This window comes from Catenibacterium mitsuokai, assembly GCF_025148785.1.
Classification (GTDB): Bacteria; Bacillota_I; Bacilli_A; order Erysipelotrichales; family Coprobacillaceae; genus Catenibacterium; species Catenibacterium mitsuoka.
Window position 1 is genome coordinate 2,378,450 of the sequence record NZ_CP102271.1, and the last position, 16,952, is coordinate 2,395,401.

At 34.2% G+C, this 16,952-nt stretch carries 21 protein-coding genes; 12 read left to right on the forward strand and 9 right to left on the reverse strand.

What is annotated here, in order from left to right; genetic code table 11:
• Nucleotides 1-59 precede the first annotated feature (59 nt).
• The 5 genes from rnjA to groL all read left to right on the forward strand — a co-directional run bounded on the left by rnjA (nucleotide 60) and on the right by groL (nucleotide 5,751).
• Nucleotides 60-1,805, forward strand: a complete 1,746-nt coding sequence (gene rnjA, locus NQ499_RS12285; RefSeq protein ID WP_006504306.1) for a ribonuclease J1 — start codon at nucleotides 60-62, stop codon at nucleotides 1,803-1,805.
• Nucleotides 1,805-2,602 (forward strand): metallophosphoesterase, encoded by a 798-nt coding sequence (locus NQ499_RS12290; protein ID WP_006504307.1) that lies wholly within the window; start codon nucleotides 1,805-1,807, stop codon nucleotides 2,600-2,602. The genes rnjA and NQ499_RS12290 overlap by 1 nt, the downstream gene beginning before the upstream one ends.
• 82 nt (nucleotides 2,603-2,684) lie before the next feature.
• A complete protein-coding gene (locus NQ499_RS12295) occupies nucleotides 2,685-3,707 on the forward strand; it encodes a lysylphosphatidylglycerol synthase transmembrane domain-containing protein (RefSeq protein WP_040389528.1) in 1,023 nt (340 codons plus the stop codon).
• Nucleotides 3,708-3,858: 151 nt separating this feature from the next.
• Nucleotides 3,859-4,119 carry a co-chaperone GroES gene (locus tag NQ499_RS12300; RefSeq protein WP_006504310.1) on the forward strand — a complete coding sequence of 87 codons (261 nt, stop codon included), beginning with the start codon at nucleotides 3,859-3,861 and terminating at the stop codon, nucleotides 4,117-4,119.
• Nucleotides 4,120-4,131: 12 nt separating this feature from the next.
• Nucleotides 4,132-5,751, forward strand: a complete 1,620-nt coding sequence (gene groL, locus NQ499_RS12305) for a chaperonin GroEL (protein ID WP_006504311.1) — start codon at nucleotides 4,132-4,134, stop codon at nucleotides 5,749-5,751.
• Between the two features lie 24 nt (nucleotides 5,752-5,775).
• On the opposite strand, the gene NQ499_RS12310 is transcribed toward groL, so the two are convergent.
• Together NQ499_RS12310 and chbG are read right to left on the reverse strand one after the other, a co-directional pair.
• Nucleotides 5,776-6,963, reverse strand: coding sequence for an aminotransferase-like domain-containing protein (locus NQ499_RS12310; RefSeq protein ID WP_006504312.1), 1,188 nt, complete (start codon nucleotides 6,961-6,963; stop codon nucleotides 5,776-5,778).
• A 53-nt stretch (nucleotides 6,964-7,016) separates the two neighbouring features.
• Entirely contained in the window at nucleotides 7,017-7,754 is a 738-nt protein-coding gene (gene chbG / locus NQ499_RS12315; protein WP_006504313.1) for a chitin disaccharide deacetylase, read from the reverse strand.
• 95 nt (nucleotides 7,755-7,849) lie between these two features.
• Between chbG and aroE the strand changes: the two genes are divergently transcribed.
• The 6 genes from aroE to NQ499_RS12345 all read left to right on the forward strand — a co-directional run bounded on the left by aroE (nucleotide 7,850) and on the right by NQ499_RS12345 (nucleotide 11,946).
• Nucleotides 7,850-8,707, forward strand: coding sequence for a shikimate dehydrogenase (gene aroE, locus NQ499_RS12320; protein ID WP_040389529.1), 858 nt, complete (start codon nucleotides 7,850-7,852; stop codon nucleotides 8,705-8,707).
• The gene (locus NQ499_RS12325; RefSeq protein ID WP_006504315.1) at nucleotides 8,704-9,297 is read left to right on the forward strand and encodes an XTP/dITP diphosphatase; all 594 of its coding nucleotides are present in this window, start codon (nucleotides 8,704-8,706) and stop codon (nucleotides 9,295-9,297) included. Before aroE ends, NQ499_RS12325 begins: the two co-directional genes overlap by 4 nt.
• Nucleotides 9,297-9,809: a tRNA (cytidine(34)-2'-O)-methyltransferase gene (locus NQ499_RS12330; protein WP_006504316.1), complete on the forward strand. Its 513-nt coding sequence runs from the start codon at nucleotides 9,297-9,299 to the stop codon at nucleotides 9,807-9,809. Before NQ499_RS12325 ends, NQ499_RS12330 begins: the two co-directional genes overlap by 1 nt.
• The gene (locus NQ499_RS12335) at nucleotides 9,796-10,425 is read left to right on the forward strand and encodes a TIGR01906 family membrane protein (RefSeq protein WP_006504317.1); all 630 of its coding nucleotides are present in this window, start codon (nucleotides 9,796-9,798) and stop codon (nucleotides 10,423-10,425) included. Before NQ499_RS12330 ends, NQ499_RS12335 begins: the two co-directional genes overlap by 14 nt.
• A 61-nt stretch (nucleotides 10,426-10,486) precedes the next feature.
• Nucleotides 10,487-11,119, forward strand: coding sequence for a cyclodeaminase/cyclohydrolase family protein (locus tag NQ499_RS12340; protein ID WP_006504318.1), 633 nt, complete (start codon nucleotides 10,487-10,489; stop codon nucleotides 11,117-11,119).
• Nucleotides 11,113-11,946 (forward strand): bifunctional 5,10-methylenetetrahydrofolate dehydrogenase/5,10-methenyltetrahydrofolate cyclohydrolase, encoded by an 834-nt coding sequence (locus NQ499_RS12345; RefSeq protein WP_006504319.1) that lies wholly within the window; start codon nucleotides 11,113-11,115, stop codon nucleotides 11,944-11,946. The genes NQ499_RS12340 and NQ499_RS12345 overlap by 7 nt, the downstream gene beginning before the upstream one ends.
• 23 nt (nucleotides 11,947-11,969) lie before the next feature.
• Here the strand turns inward: NQ499_RS12345 and NQ499_RS12350 are convergent, their stop codons facing one another.
• The 4 genes from NQ499_RS12350 to NQ499_RS12365 all read right to left on the reverse strand — a co-directional run bounded on the left by NQ499_RS12350 (nucleotide 11,970) and on the right by NQ499_RS12365 (nucleotide 13,918).
• Nucleotides 11,970-12,158, reverse strand: a complete 189-nt coding sequence (locus NQ499_RS12350; RefSeq protein ID WP_040389530.1) for a hypothetical protein — start codon at nucleotides 12,156-12,158, stop codon at nucleotides 11,970-11,972.
• A gap of 81 nt (nucleotides 12,159-12,239) precedes the next feature.
• Entirely contained in the window at nucleotides 12,240-12,824 is a 585-nt protein-coding gene (gene rbr, locus NQ499_RS12355) for a rubrerythrin (protein ID WP_006504321.1), read from the reverse strand.
• On the reverse strand, nucleotides 12,817-13,236 hold the full coding sequence (locus NQ499_RS12360) for a Fur family transcriptional regulator (RefSeq protein ID WP_006504322.1): 420 nt from the start codon (nucleotides 13,234-13,236) through the stop codon (nucleotides 12,817-12,819). Before NQ499_RS12360 ends, rbr begins: the two co-directional genes overlap by 8 nt.
• A 76-nt stretch (nucleotides 13,237-13,312) precedes the next feature.
• Nucleotides 13,313-13,918 carry a PTS sugar transporter subunit IIB gene (locus NQ499_RS12365; RefSeq protein ID WP_006504323.1) on the reverse strand — a complete coding sequence of 202 codons (606 nt, stop codon included), beginning with the start codon at nucleotides 13,916-13,918 and terminating at the stop codon, nucleotides 13,313-13,315.
• A gap of 115 nt (nucleotides 13,919-14,033) precedes the next feature.
• Here NQ499_RS12365 and NQ499_RS12370 point away from each other — a divergent pair, with 115 nt between their 5' ends.
• The gene (locus NQ499_RS12370; RefSeq protein ID WP_238319807.1) at nucleotides 14,034-14,825 is read left to right on the forward strand and encodes a metallophosphoesterase; all 792 of its coding nucleotides are present in this window, start codon (nucleotides 14,034-14,036) and stop codon (nucleotides 14,823-14,825) included.
• Between the two features lie 56 nt (nucleotides 14,826-14,881).
• Here NQ499_RS12370 and NQ499_RS12375 read toward each other — a convergent pair whose 3' ends face one another.
• The 3 genes from NQ499_RS12375 to NQ499_RS12385 are packed head-to-tail and all read right to left on the reverse strand — an operon-like array spanning nucleotide 14,882 to nucleotide 16,801.
• Entirely contained in the window at nucleotides 14,882-15,082 is a 201-nt protein-coding gene (locus NQ499_RS12375; RefSeq protein ID WP_006504325.1) for a hypothetical protein, read from the reverse strand.
• Between the two features lie 41 nt (nucleotides 15,083-15,123).
• Nucleotides 15,124-15,879 (reverse strand): DeoR/GlpR family DNA-binding transcription regulator, encoded by a 756-nt coding sequence (locus NQ499_RS12380; RefSeq protein WP_006504326.1) that lies wholly within the window; start codon nucleotides 15,877-15,879, stop codon nucleotides 15,124-15,126.
• A gap of 28 nt (nucleotides 15,880-15,907) precedes the next feature.
• A complete protein-coding gene (locus NQ499_RS12385) occupies nucleotides 15,908-16,801 on the reverse strand; it encodes a glycyl-radical enzyme activating protein (protein WP_040389532.1) in 894 nt (297 codons plus the stop codon).
• Nucleotides 16,802-16,952: the final 151 nt, after the last annotated feature.

The following is a 16,952-nucleotide window of genomic DNA, read 5'->3' on the forward strand; positions in this document are numbered from 1 at the left end:
TATATTATTATTTTAATGAATGATTTTACATTATTTGAGAAAGAGGTGGATAGTAGTTTATGTCAGTCAATAATACTGAAAAGAAAAAGACATTCAAACCTCATCGTTCTAAAAGAAGATTCCCTTCAACACATCATAATGTTAAAACACAAGGGACAAAAATATTCGCATTAGGCGGTTTGAATGAGGTTGGTAAGAATACTTACTGCATTGAATGCAATGATGAAATGATTATTATTGATGCAGGTGTTAAGTTTGCATCTGAAGGTCTTCCTGGGATTGATTATGTTATTCCAGATTATACTTATTTAAGAAAGAATAATAAAAAGATCAAGGGATTGTTTATTACACATGGTCATGAAGACCATATTGGTGGTATTCCTTTCTTATTAAGACTAGTGAATATTCCATTTATTTATGCTTCACCATTGGCTTGTGCCATGATCAGAAGAAAACTAGAGGAGCATCATCTCACTCATGTGACTAAGATGATTCCTATTACTCACGAAAGTTCTATCAAAACTAAATATTTTAATATTGGTTTCTTTAATACTAACCATTCTATTCCTGAATCTATGGGAATTATTGTGAATACACCTGACGGACGTATTATAGAAACAGGTGACTTTAAGTTTGACTTATCTCCTGTAGCAAATCCTGCTGATTATCAGATTATGAGTTTCTTAGGTGAAACAGGTGTTGATTTATTAATGAGTGATAGTACAAATGCTGAAGTACCTACATTCTCTATTAGTGAAAAGACAGTGGCTTCACAAGTACAAGAAGAATTCAGAAAAACTGAAGGACGTATTATTGTTGCAACATTCGCATCTAATATACATAGAGTACAGCAGATTGTAGAAGCAGCTGTTAAGTTTAATCGTAAGATTCTTGTATATGGACGTTCAATGGTCAACAATATTGATGTTGCAAGAAAAATGGGTTATATCAAATGTCCTGATCGTTTCTTTATTAAGAATGATGAAGCAAGACATCTTCCTGATAATGAAATCTTGATTCTATGTACTGGATCTCAAGGTGAAGCACTTGCGGCCTTAAATAGAATTGCGAATGGTACACATCGTCAAATTAAGATTAAGCCTGGGGATACAGTGTTATTCTCATCTAACCCTATTCCAGGTAACCAGTCTTCTGTATCACGTTTAATTAATAAATTATATCGTTCTGGGGCAAGAGTTCTTGAAAACTCTATGATCAGTAACCTTCATACTTCAGGACATGCATCTCAGGAAGAACAGAAACTGATGATGTTATTGACTAAGCCTAAGTACTTCTTCCCTATTCATGGTGAACACAAGATGCTTTGTATTCATAAGAAATTATATGAAGAAGTAGGCGGACAGGCTGATCATGCATTTGTATTAAGTAATGGGGATTGCTTATGCTTAAAAGATCATGAAGTATTCCAGACAAGAGGTGTACATGCAGATGATATTTATGTAGATGGTAATGATTTAACTGGTTTATCTACTGCAGTATTACATGACCGTCAGATTTTAAGTGAAGATGGTATGGTTGCAGTTCTTATTAGCATGGATTCACATGCTGGTATTTTACTTCATAAGCCAGTCATCATGAGCCGTGGATTTGTATACATGAAAGATAGTAAGCCTATGATTTATGGTGCTGAAATGGCTGTAGATCGTAAGCTACGTGCTTTATTACAGGAAAAGACAACATTTGGAGAAATTAAGAATACAATTAGAGAAACATTAACAACTTATTTCTATACTAAGACAAAGAGAAGACCGATGATTATTCCTGTCATCATGAATAAGAAATAATGAAGAAACAGAAAATTATTCGTACTGGTATTCTTGCTATTATTGTCTTAGCATTGGTGTTGTTTGGTGGTTATACATGTCTCTTTTCTAGAACACATTATTCTTTTTCAAGAATAAATTATAGTTCTAGTTTGTTACCTGATGGTTTTAAAGGTTTCAAGATTGCCAATTTATCCGATGTCCACATTACTACATCTAAGGATATTGATCGTCTTGAACAGATTGTAGATGAGATTGAAGATCAAAGTTATGATATGGTTGTTTTTACTGGTGATTTGTATGAAGGCAAACCTATTGAAGATACAAAAGTACAGAAAATCTTAAAGAAGCTTCAGCCTGGATATGGTAAGTTTGCAGTATTAGGTGATGAAGATCATGCCCATGCTGATGAAGTGACTAATATCCTTAATGAGGGTGGATTTGAAGTATTAAACAATAGTACACGTACAATTCATTATCGTAATAGTTCTTTTATCCTTTATGGACAGTCTCTTAACAGCCAGGAAGATATTCCTGATTATGATGGTTTTGTCCTTACTTTAAGTCATTATCCTGATAGTTTTATTCAAAACAAAGGACATACACAATTACAGTTATCTGGACATAGTAATGGCGGTACCATCTGGTTCCCAGGTATTGGACCACTTGTAAAATGTAAAAATGCAATCACTTATAATCATGGCACTTATACAGAAAATAATTCTGAACTTATTGTAAGTAACGGTATTGCGCCACGTAAGAACTATCATTTTAAAGTATTATGTGAAAATGAAATTATTATGATTACATTCGAGTAGGGATTTTTATCCCTACTCTTTTTTTGCTTTCATATAATGAGTAAGATTGGTAAAATAGAGATAGGGAAATGAGGTGATTCCCATGAAAACAAAGAAGAGCTATATCTTGAATATTGCGTTAATTCTTGTGATTAGTGGTATTTCTTTATATTTATCAGTAGGTTCTGAAGTTTCTACTGTATTTAAGACAATTACAACAGCGCATCCCTTCTGGCTATTCATCTTATGTTTCATCATGTTTATGTATTATATATTTGACGGACTGGCTACTATGATCTTTGCGCGTTTCTATAAAAAAGACTTTACTCTCAAAGAAGGTTTTGTGAATGGACTTGTAGGTACTTTGTTTAGTGGTTTAACACCTTCTTCTTCTGGAGGACAATTTGCCCAGGTGTTCGTATTTAATAACCAAGGCATCTCTCCTGCAATATCTACAAGTATATTACTCATGTGCTTTATTAGTTATCAAATAGTGATCATGGGCTTTACAGCTGTGATTATGATAGTGGATTCATCCTACTTCCTTGATAAAGGTGTTGGTGTATCTTCTATGGCAACCGTAGGATTTCTTATTAATGCAGTTGTCACTCTTCTATTATTTGCCGGAGCTAAAAGTAAGAAGTTCCAGAACTTTATAGTAGATAAAGTCGTTTATCTACTGTCTAAAACTCCACTTATAAATGATTATGAATCGACATGCTTTAGAATCCAGAATTATTTCAGTGAATTTAGAGAACAGATGAATGTACTACAGAAAAATAAAAAAGCATTATTACAGACAGTATTATGTAATGTAGTGAAACTTACAATCATTTACTCTACACCATTCTTTTCTTGTCTTGCTTTAGGAATAAAAGTACCAGTTACCCTATTTGTACAGTTCTTAGGACTTGCATCCATTATTAATCTTATTAATACATTCCTCCCTATTCCTGGTGCATCAGGTGGCAGTGAAGGATGTTATATGATCTTATTTGGTTTTCTTGGTCGAGCTAATGCCTCTAGTTCTATGTTCTTATGGCGTTTCTTCTCTTTCTATTTTGGATTAATACTTGGTATGATCACATTTATCGTTGCGAAAGATACAAAACGAAAAGACGATTAAGTCACTCTTTACTCAGGAGTGGCTTTTTTTTGTGCACTTTTATCCAATCTGCCCAAAAACAAATTAGCACTCGCCTTGACAATGTGCTAAAACGAGCTATAATACTTTTTAGCAATTGAATAAAGAGAGTGCTAACAAGGAGGAATAGAAAATGTTGAAACCTTTAAATAAGAATATCGTATTAAAGAAAGAAGAAGTAGAAAATAAGACAGCTAGTGGTATTATTCTCACTACTGAGACAAAGAGTCTTCCTACTGTTGGAGAAGTTGTGGCTGTAGGTCCACAATGTGAAAATGATTTAAAAGAAAAAGATCGTGTTGTATTCAAGGAATACTCTGGTACAAAAGTTAAACTTGATGGTGTTGAATATATTGTGATAGACGAGAAAGATGTTCTCGCATGTATTGAATAGGAGGAATGAACTATGAGTAAAGAAATACGTTTTTCTAGTGATGCACGTCAATCAATGTTGAAAGGTGTGAATACTCTTGCTGATGCAGTGAGTGTTACACTTGGTCCTAAAGGTAGAAATGTAGTATTAGAGAAGAGTTATGGTTCTCCTTTAATTACGAACGATGGTGTTTCTATTGCCAAGGAAATAGAGTTAGAAGATCATTTTGAAAACATGGGTGCAAAACTTGTATATGAAGTAGCCAATAATACAAATGATATTGCAGGTGATGGTACAACAACTGCCACAATTCTTGCAAGAGATATGATTGTGAATGGTATGAAGCAGGTTGAAAAAGGTGCAAACCCTGTACTTATGAGAGAAGGTATTGAAAGAGCCTCTAAAGCAGTGGCTGAAGTATTATTAAAGAATTCTCATAAAGTAGAAACAAGCAGGGATATTGCATCTGTAGCCACTATTTCTTCTTCTAATAGTCATATTGGTGAATTGATTGCTCAGGCTATGGATAAGGTTGGTAGAGATGGTATTATCAACGTAGATGAATCTAATAGTTTTGATGATGAATTAGAAGTGAATGAAGGTATGCAGTATGATAAGGGTTATGTATCTCCTTATTTTGTAAGTGATACAGATAAGATGGAAGTAGAAATGGATAACCCATTGATCTTAGTCACTAATCAGAAGATTACTAATTTACAGGAAATCCTTCCAGTACTTGAACAGGTATTAAAGGCTAATAAACCATTATTACTTATTGCTGAAGATTATGAGAATGAAGCGATTTCTTCTCTTGTATTGAATAAGTTAAGAGGTGCCTTTAATGTTGTAGCAACTAAGGCTCCAGGATTTGGTGATAAACAGAAAGAAATGTTGGAAGATATTGCAGTATTAACTGGTGCTAAATTCTACAACAAAGATCTTAATATGAAGCTTTCTGATTTAACTATTGAAGATCTTGGTACAATCAAGAAAGTGATTGTAAAGAAAGACAATACGACTCTTATTGGTCATAGTTCAAGTGAAGCAGTGAATAACCGTGTTGAAGAATTAAAGACACAATTAACTCATACTAAGAGTGATTATGAAAAGAAGACTCTAAAAGAACGTATTGGTAAATTATCTAACGGTGTTGCAACAATTAAAGTCGGTGCTACAACTGAAGCAGAATTAAAAGAAAAGAAATTAAGAATTGAAGATGCTCTCAATGCGACTAAGGCCGCTGTAGATGAAGGTATCGTTGTTGGTGGTGGTGCTGCGTTAGTAGAAGCCTATGAAGAATTAAAGAATCAGGTCAGAGATACGAATGTAGATATCCAGAAGGGTATTAACGTAGTTATGAATTCTTTATTTGCGCCTCTTACTCAGATTGCAATCAATGCTGGTTATGATGAAGAAGAAATTGTATCTATCCAGAAGACTGCTGAAAAGGACTTTGGATTTGATGCAAAGACAGGTGACTGGGTCAATATGTTCGAAACAGGTATTATTGATCCTACTAAAGTCACTCGTAGCGCATTATTAAATGCGGCTAGTATTTCAGCCTTGTTCTTAACAACTGAAGCAGGTGTGGCAGAACTTCCTAAGAAAGAAGAACCACAACAGCCTGTTATGCCACAAGGTGGCATGTATTAAAAAAAAGCCAGAAATGGCTTTTTTTTACTTGCAGAATTGATATGTTAGTTCTCCTAAAATCTGAATACCTTTTTCGATATTCCCCATAGAAGCCGCTGAGAAGTTCATACGAATAGATTGACATGGCTTAGTACTATCTACCATGAATTCATTACCTGGTACGATGGCTACATGCTTCTTAATAGAAGCATGAACGAATTCTGGCATACTGACTCCATCAGGTAAATCAAACCATATAAACATACCACCTTCTGGTTCAATGACATGAATAGAAGGATGGAAATACTTCTTGATCATCTCTAACATGAAATTACATTTCTTTGCATAAAGAGACTGCAAATGTTTAATATGTACATCCATATCTGTTTCTCTCAAGAATGCATCCATCATATATTGTGAAAGATTGTTTGTATGATTATCTCCTGATTGTTTAGCCATAAATAGCTTAGAGATAATATCTTTACTTGCACAGATGATTCCTGTACGCATACCAGGTGAGATAATCTTAGAAAGACTGGCTGCATAAACAACACGATGGTCTTGATCTAAAGATTTAATAGAAGGGACTTCTTCGCCTGTAATACGTAAATAACCATAAGGGTTATCTTCTAGAATAACTACATCATACTTTACTGCAAGGTTATAGATTTCTTTTCTTTTTTCTAGAGATGTTGTGACTCCGGTAGGATTCTGGAAGTTAGGAATTGTATAGAATACCTTTGGTCCTTTCTTAAAGGCTTCTTCTAGTTCTTTTAGATTTACACCATCTTCTTCTAAAGAAACACCAAGCAGCTTTGCCCCATTACATTTAAATGAGTTTAAAGCACCTAAATAGCTTGGGTTCTCTACTACAACATAATCTCCTTCATCGCAGAATATCTTAGACACAAGATCTAATCCCTGCTGTGATCCTGTTGTAATAATAATATCATCATCACTTGTACATATACATTCATGCTTATTAATGAATGATTTAGAAGATTCTATTAAACCTGTATAACCCTGCGCAGAGCCATACTGCAAAACTTCATAAGTCTTTTCTTGAAGAATCTTATGTCCTACTTCTTCTAGTTTCTCCTGTGGAATAGCTTCTGGATCAGGGAATCCACTCGCAAAACTAATATAGTCAACAGTACCATTCTCACTTGCATCAGCCATGACACTTCTAATGGCGGATTTTTTTACGTTTTTCATCTTATCTGCGTATCTCATATATGTCACTCCATTCACTTTTTTCTCATTCTACTACTATTATTTAAAAATACCTAATTATTTTTTATGTCTGCGTAAGTTATAATCTGAATATCGTGATCCTTGATGAACTGTTTGAATGCATCACTCTTAAGTAATTCTAATTCCTTGATACGATTCATATTGTAACTAGATACGTTCATGAGTCTTTCATCAACTAAAGCAGGATGACAAACAAGTTCTACTGTATCATAGCCCTCTGTTGAACAGATTTCTTTGAATGTTTCAAAGCTTACACCATCTTTATAAAATTCACAACGTGCTGGGAAGTAGTTTCCATCCACATATCTTGTTTGTCTGATAGGAAGGTTATATTCCTTGGCAAGACGCTTGATGACTTCCAATTGTCTATGTTCCATATGGACATAGTGATGAGAATCTAGATGTGTAGGAAGATGTCCTGTGTGTGCGATAAAAGCTTCAATCTGTGCTTTCCATTCTTCATAAACTTCCTCTGGTTCTCCATCTGGGAATTCATCTTCATAAGCACTTGGTCTTAGGAAGTTTCCCTCTTCATCTGTATAGCTTTTCTTGCCAGGTAATAATGGTTTACCTGCAGTGAGTGTTAAATGAACACCTATTCCTAAATTTGGATATGCCTTCGCCTTCTCGAGGGCCCATAAAGCATATGGCATATTCATCATCACTGTAGTGGAACTTACAAGTCCCTGCTCGTGTGCAAGAAGGATACCTAGGGAGTTTCCTTCACACATACCGAAATCATCAGCATTAATAATTAATTTCTTAATCATACTTTTCACCTCTTGAATCCATTGTACTAAATATTATAAGAACAGTCACACATATCGAGAAAATGATGTATAATACAAGACAAAAGGAGACCGTTATGAAAAATACAATTACTGGATATACAGGTTTATATGGGGTTGTCGCAAATCCTATTAAACATTCTTTTTCACCAATGATGCATAATACTGCATTTCAAACATTAGGTATTAATGATGTTTATCTTGCATTTGAAGTGACTAAAGATCAGTTAGATGATTATATTACGTCTGTTAAGACATTACCTATTAAAGGATACAATATTTCTATGCCTTATAAACAGGATATGATGAAATATATGGATGAACTCACAACACAGGCAAGACTTGCGAAGAGTATCAATACGGTAAAGAATGAGAATGGTAAACTCATTGGTCATATTACTGATGGAGAAGGTTTTGTGATGGCCTGCCGAAATAAAGGATGGGGTATTGCGAAACATAAGATTGTAGTGCTTGGTGCTGGTGGTGCAGCAAGTGCAATTATTATTTCTCTTGCATTAGCAGGTGCTAAGGAAATTGTGGTTTATAATCGTTCTGATAAACCATTTATTAAAGAACTTAATGAGAAATTAGATTGCCCTATTACTTTAAAGAAAATTGATCAGGAAAGTATTAAGGAAGACTTAAAGGATACTTATCTATTAGTCAATACAACAAGTGTTGGTATGGCACCTCATCCTGAAGGATGTATTATTGAGAGTGCTGATATGTTACCTGATGGTTTAAAAGTAGCTGATATTATTTATAACCCTAAGGAAACAAAGCTATTAAGTTATGCAAGACAAAGAGGTCTTGATTATATGAACGGAGAACGTATGATTGTCTATCAGGGTGCATGTTCTTTTAAGTTCTGGACTGGAAAGGATATGCCTATCCATGAAGTCAAAGTAGCGTTAGGAATGGAGGAAAGTGAATGAAAGAAATCGTAGTTGCAACAACAAACAAAGGGAAACTTAAAGAGATTTCCGCAATGTTGGAAAAGTTAGGGATTGAAGTAAAGTCTATTAAAGATGTATTAGGTTATAATCCTGATATTGAAGAAACAGGGACTACTTTTACTGAAAACGCAGTGATTAAAGCTGAAACAGTGATGAATATGATTCATATGCCTACTCTTGCAGATGATTCTGGTTTAGAAGTAGATGCATTAGATAAACAGCCTGGTATTTATTCTTCTCGTTTTATGGGTGAAGATACAAGTTATGATATTAAGAATCAGTGGATTATTGATGCTGTAAAGGATAAAGAAGATAAGACAGCACGTTTCGTATGTGCGATGGCTTTGGCTATTCCTGATGAAGAAACAAAGACTTTCTTAGGTACTTTTGAAGGAAAAATCAATGATTGTATTGATGGTGAAAATGGCTTTGGTTATGATCCTATTTTCTATTATCCACCATTAAAGAAGACTTCTGCAGTGATGACTATGGAAGAAAAGAATAAAGTCTCTCATCGTGCAAAGGCATTAAAGGCTTTATATGATTATTTAGAGGAGGAACATAAATAATGAATCATGTTGTATTAGTACATCCTGCGATTCCACAAAATACAGGTAATATTATGAGAACATGTGCAGCGACACATACACCTTTACATATTATTAAACCTACAGGGTTTAAGTTAAATGATCCAAGAATGAAAAGAGCGGTTATGGATTATTTTGATCACCTCACTTTTAAGGTTTATGAAAACTTTGAAGAGTTTGAAAAAGAGAATCCTGGTATTTATCATTTCTTTACACGTTATTCTAAAAAAGTATATAGTGAAGATGATTTTAAACAGGAAGGTGAACATTATCTTTTCTTTGGTCATGAGCATGATGGTATTCCTCATGATATCTTAAAGAAGTATATCGATGATTGTGTACGTATTCCTATGTATGGAGATTCACGTAGTTTGAACTTATCTAATACTGTAGCCATTGGTGTTTATGAAGCATTAAGACAGCAGGGTTATCCTGATTTATCTACAGTAGAGGTTCAAAAGGGAGAAGACTTCTTATACAATGAAGAAATTTAAAGGTATTCTTTTAACTGTATGTTTGACTTTTTTGATTATTGATTGTGCTATTCTCTTAGTCACATTTGTGCCTGTACTCTATCCTTCTTCATTAATAGCCTCTAATATTGGGGTAAGTGAAAAGATAGTAAGAGAAAGCTATATGACGATTATCCACTATTTAAGTCTATTCTCACATAAAGCACTTTCTACTCCTGCATTTCCTATGACTAAAAATACAGCTTTTCATTTTTATGAAGTGAAGGTATTAATGAATCGTTTAGAAGTGATTGGGTTAGTGGTACTGATTGGAACTATTTATCTCATCTATTCTACAGTCAAGGAGAATGATTATAGACCTTTTAAATGGGCAGGATTCACTACTTTAGGACTCGTATTTATTGTAGGTGGAACAGCCTATGTTGATTTTGACGGGGCATTTACTATGATGCATCATATCCTTTTCAACAATAACTACTGGCTGATCAATCCTGATATTGATCCTATTATCAATATCTTTCCAGAAAGTTATTTTGTGACATTAGGAATTGCGCTATTTAGTTTAATTGGAATAGGTGTTCTTATTAATTTAGGTATATATTTCAAACATATTAATTGCATTAATACAAATAAATGAGTATAATTTATGAAAAATAGACACGAGATTCTCGTGTCTTTTCATATGAGGGAGTTAAAAAATGAAAGAAATGATTAAAGACTTCTTAGATGAGTTATCTTCATCTTCACCGACTCCTGGTGGTGGAGGTGCTTCAGGACTAGTGGGCGCTATTGGATGTGCTTTAGGACTCATGGTAGGTAACTTAACTGTAGGTAAGAAGAAATATAAAGATGTAGAAGATGAAATAAGAGAAATCATAGAGAAGTTAGAAGACTTAAAGAAGAAGCTTGTAACTTCTGTAGATGATGATGCAGAAAACTTCAAGCCTCTTGCAGAGGCTTATAGACTTCCTAAGAATACTGAGGAAGAAAAGAAACATAAAGAGTTTGTGATGGAGTCATGTTTATTGGATGCATCTCTTGTACCATTACAGGTCATGGATTTAAGTTATCAGTCTTTAAAGTTATTTTCTACTTTAAATGAGAAAGGTTCAGTGATGGCAATCAGTGATGTAGGTGTTGGTGTACAATGTCTACGTAGTGCATTGACTGGTTCTATTATGAATGTCTATATTAATACGAAGTCTATGAAGAATAGAGAAATGGCTGAGAAGATGAATAAACGTGCTGAGAAGCTATTAGTTGAAGGGCAACTGCTTGCAGATGGAATAACTAATAGTGTTATTAAAAAGTTAGGAGGAACATCATGTTAGAGTTAAGAGGAAAAAAGGTTTCTGATGGGATTAAAGAATATGTATCAAAAGAGTTAGAAACATTATCTTTTGTACCTAAGCTTGCGATTGTGAGAGTGGGTGAAAACCCTGATGATATGAGTTATGAGCGTGGTGCAACTAAGAAATTAAAATCGTTTGGTTTAGATGTGGCTTCTTATGTTTTCCCACAAGATATCAGTGATGAAGCGTTCAAGAAAGCTTTTAAAGATATTAATGAAGATGATGAAGTGACAGGAATCTTATTATTAAGACCACTTCCTCGTACTATTAATGAAAAAGATATTGAAAATATGATTGATCCTAAAAAGGATTTAGATGGTATTTCTCCTATTAATATTGCAAAGGTATTTGCGGGAGATACAACTGGATTTTCTCCATGTACTGCAGAAGCAGTTATTGAAGTATTAAAGGCATATGATATTGAGTTAACCGGTAAAAGAGTGACTGTCGTAGGAAGAAGTATGGTTGTAGGTAAACCAATGTCTATGCTGCTTCTTAAAGAGAATGCAACAGTAACTATGACTCATACAAGAACTGTCGATTTAAAGAAGACATGTTCTGATGCAGAAATTGTGGTTGCGGCTGCAGGACGTGCAAAGATGTTAAATAGTGATTATTGTGGACAGGATGCTGTGATGATTGATGTAGGAATCAATGTGGATGAGAATGGTAAGTTATGTGGTGATGTAGACTATGCGACTCTTGATGGCAAAGCCTCTGCCGCTACCCCTGTTCCTGGTGGTGTTGGTACTGTCACAACTGCAGTACTTGCAAAACATTTAATCCAGGCAGCTAAAATGCGTTAAAGACCTCTTTCGAGGTCTTTTTATTATGGTCTTCTCCATTTTCTATAAATCCAATACCCTTTCACAATTGAAAGCGCAAATAACACAGCCGCCACAATAATCAATATCTCTGATGCTTTTGTATGAATATAGATGATCATTGTGACTAGCAAAAAAACTGATAATACGATTGCATAGATGAAATCTAACAGATAGAGTATCTTTCCTTTCATATCCTGTTCCCTCCTTGCTATTATCATAGCACTCTAAGCAAGAAAAAAAGACAGCTTTCGCTGTCTTTGCACACAATTATATTAATCAAAGAATTTGTATTCTTCAAAGTAAGCCTGTGGATGGTTACAAGCTGGACATACTGTAGGAGCTTCTAAAGATTCTACGACAAATCCACAGTTGTTACATTTCCATAGTACTTTATGATCTTTCTTGAATACTGTGCCGTCTTCAATCTGTTTAGCAAGTTTTAAGTATCTTTCTTCATGCATCTTTTCAGCCATAGCGATAGCTCTTAAGATAGCTGCAATTTCAGGTAATCCTTCTTCTTCAGCTTTCTTAGCAAATTCTGGATACATATGTGTCCATTCTTCGTTTTCACCAGCAGCTGCAGCTTTTAAGTTTTCTACAGTTGTACCCATTAATACTGGGAATTCACCAGCAACAGGTAATGTTTCGCCCTGAGCAGCAGTGTTCATAAGCTTCATTAAACGTTTCGCATGTTCCTTTTCCTGGTTTGCTGTTTCTTCAAAGATTTTAGACACTTCTACATAACCTTCTTTTTTCGCAATACTAGACCAGAAAGTATAACGATTTCTTGCCTGTGATTCACCTGCAAATGCAGCCATTAAATTCTTTAATGTTTCAGTACCTTTTAAATTAGACATCTTCTTTATCCTCCTTTATATTCTTACAATCATTACAGATTCCTTGAAATAACATATCAACATGTGTGAGGTGTACTTGATCTAGTTCTTCTATATCATGAACAAGTCCATCAAATGCACCATGTGGAATATGTATATCCACAATCTTTCCACATTTTGAACATACCATATGATGATGTGGTGTCACATTACCATCGTAATGTACAGTCACACCATCTATATTTAATTTTCTGATATACCCATTTTCAACTAAAACATTCAGATTACGATAAACAGTACCTAGTGATATATCCGGAATGATTCTTCTTACATGAGAATAAATAACTTCTGCTGTAGGATGCGTGTGATCATTCACGAGCATATCATATATCGTATCTCGCTGCTTAGATCTTCTAAGTCTTGTCTCCGCCATATGTTCCCTTCTCCTAATCAGTAATGATTACTACTATTAGTATACTATTTACTAGTAAGAATGCAAGCCAGATGCATTATTTTGACAAAATTGTATGTATAAGTGTATAGAAATCATTGGTTGCATAAACAAGAGGATCAATTACATACACAGGAACAGAGACAATGGACTCTATATCCCCTTTTAAATGCATGACTGAAGGAGATAAATAAAGTGCATCATAGTCTCCTTCTACTTCTTCTAATGAAGAAAGACTCACTGATTCCACTTCTAGATTAGACTTTTCTATTATCAGACTTTCTTTCATTAAACTAATTAAATAACTAGAAGAAAAGCCATCCTGGTCTACAATCCCTACTTTCACACGTTTAGGATCTGCATCTCTTAAGAACACAACCATAAAATCTCTATAATAAGATAAAAACTGGGATAAGCTCTTTAAAGTATAATGGAGATAGAAATAGATTTCTTTCCCTTCTTCATCTGTAATCTGTTCTTCAATAATGCCATTATGCCAGACAGTTAAAAAAGCAACACGATTCTTTAAATAAAAACGTACAGTATGATAGTCTTTAGTATCTTCAATAATGTCACATCTGACATTTTTCATATTCTTTCTTGTATAGTAGTAAGACCATTTAAAAACAATCATTAAATAGGTCTTTTGATAAAATTCATCCATATCCCTCACCTATAATAATCATATCATAATTCAACTATTTTTTTTGATGATTATGTTCTGTTTTGCATTCCTTTTTGGGTATGATAAAATGTATTTGAGAGGCAGGTGAGTATTAGTGAAGAGAATTTTTGTCATGTCTGATTTACATGGACAATTTGTGTTATTGCAGCTGATGCTCAATAAGATTCAATTCACTGATGAAGATGAGTTATATATCCTAGGTGATATTATGGATCGTGGTCCTAATTCAATTGATATATATTACTTTGTGAAAGCAATGCCTAATGTTCATATGATCAAGGGTAATCATGAAATCATGATGAGACAATCTTTAGCAGCCAGCTTAAAATATAATGATTTAGATTCTGATTTGAATAATGCATATCGTTTATGGAAACAGAATGGTGCCACAGGTACTGTAAATAGTATAAGAGAGTTCTTACAGAAAGATTCTATTCCTTATGAGGAATATTTTGATATAAAGAAAGAGTTTGTACAGGAAATTATTGATTTTATTGATAGTCTACCTAACTATATAGAACTTGATTATCAGGGCAAGCATTATGTGATGGTGCATGCAGGAGTGGATCCTGAGGTAACCAATATAGAAGATAGTGATCCTGAATTACTTGCCTGGATTAGAGAATATTTCTATATGAATCCATGTAATCCTGAATATACTTATATATTTGGTCATACGCCTTTATGTTATGTGAATGATGATCATTCTTTTAATATCTGGTACGATCCTGATTATCATAATAAGATTGGTATTGATGGTGGACTCGCTGTGGCAGATAGAGGACAATTAAATTGTTTATGTTTAACAGATGGTTCTTCTTATAAAATACCTTATAAGGATGGTCAGCCTGGAGAATTACAACGCATTATAAAAGACTTAAAGTAAAACGGAAGGGAATGATGAATCCCTTCCGTTTATTCGTTTATCTAAATAAATACTAATTATTTTCTAAACATTTTTAATATTTCTTCTGTTGGTCGACTTAGATGATTTTCTCGTAAATATTTTGACAAACCACGCAAATCATAAAAATATTCTCCTGGTTCATACTCTGAACCATTTTCTATAGTCCCGGCATATAAACCTTCAAAGCCTTGCTCTGGTGTTGGATCTGGTATAGGTTCAAATTTATCCTTCATCATTCATACCTCTATTTGTATTTATTAGATAGAATAACAACCAATCACTCATTTTCTATAGTTAATAATGTTTTATTTTCTGACAACAAATGTGTTTTGATGTCTTCTGGAATATGATCATCTGTAATGATTGTATCAATACGTTCTTTTAACTGAAGAGGTACAACACCATGTTGATTAAACTTTTCACTTTCAGTTAAGACAATAATATGTTCTGCCTGTTCAGCCATATCTCTAACAGCCTGTGCACGTAAATGATCACTATTTGTGAAACCTACACGAGGATTATAACCATCAGCACCAATAAATAACTGGTCTACACAGAAATTTTGCGCACATTGTGCCACGATAGGTCCTACCATAACCTGTGAATCTTTCTGGTAAGCACCACCTAGAAGAACCACATTGGTATTCTTTTTATCGCGAATATATCCTGCAATAAAAGCACTGTTAGTCACAATAGTGACATCTTGTTTCTCTGATGCAATCGTATCTGCAAGAATCGCACAGCAGCTCCCGCTTTCAATCATAATGGTATCTCCATCATGAATAAGTTCTGCAGCCTTTTGTGCAATTCTTTTCTTTATTTCATAATGATACGCTAAGCGTCCATTGATATCATCTTTATTCGCAAGGATGGCATAGCCATGTCCTCTTTTAATAATCCCTTTTTCTTCAAGTGCATCTAAATCTTTACGTATAGTGACATTGGATACCCCAAGTATTTGAGATAATTCATTGACTTCTATTTTCTTTTCTTTTGTAAGTAGTTCTAATATTTTATTATAGCGGTCTTTCATAGATTACCTCCGCACTCATTATATTAATCTAGAAGAAACAATTCAACCCACACTTGATAAACTCATTTTGATAATCTACTAAATCTTCAGGATGTAATGCTTCCACTTCATGAAGATTATAGTCTTTACCAAGTAGTTTATATTTGTTTTCACCAAATTGATGGAATGGAAGAAGCTGTACATCTTTTGCGCCTGCTTCTTTAATACATGTTGCGAGTTCTTTCGCATCTTCTAATGTTTCATTAAAGCCAGGAATAACAGGTATTCTAGGCAATACATTCAATCCCTGTTCAATAGCCCATTTGAAGTTCTTTTGAATGACTTCATTTGTGACATGTGTTCCCTTCTTATGCTTCATTGGATCAGCCTGCTTCACATCAAATAATAAGAGATCAAATAAAGGAGCTGCTTTCTTAAACTTCTCATGATCCACAATACCTGTTGTTTCAATCGCAAGATGAAGTCCTTTTTCTTTTAATGCATGGACAAGAGCCATCATGAAATCATATTGCACCATGGCTTCTCCACCAGATAAAGTGACACCACCATTAGATTCTTCATAGAAATCAATGTCCTGCATACAAATATCAACAACTTCTTCTACAGTCTTGATTTCACCTTCCTGTGTTAAGGCTTTACCAGGGCAGGCTTTAACACATTCCATACAATGATCACATGTTTTATGATCAATTCGAATCAAGCCATCTTCCATCTTTATAGCACCTTTAGGACAGGTATGTACACATGTCGCACAATGAAGACATTTCTCATTATTGTATAAAACCTGAGGACTCACTGCCTGACTCTCAGGATTAGCACACCATTCACATCTTAATGGACATCCTTTAAAAAATACTGTTGTACGAATACCAGGTCCATCATGAATACTAAATTTCTGTATATTAAATATAATTCCTTCCATATCATATCCCTCTCGTATAATATGTACGTAATCAGTTAATGAATTTTATTATTCATTATTGATTGTACATTCTAATTTCTAGATAATAGTTTTGTTTTGAATGAAGGTTTTATTCCATCCCCCTGTGGCTACTTCATGTACGTCCACTTCA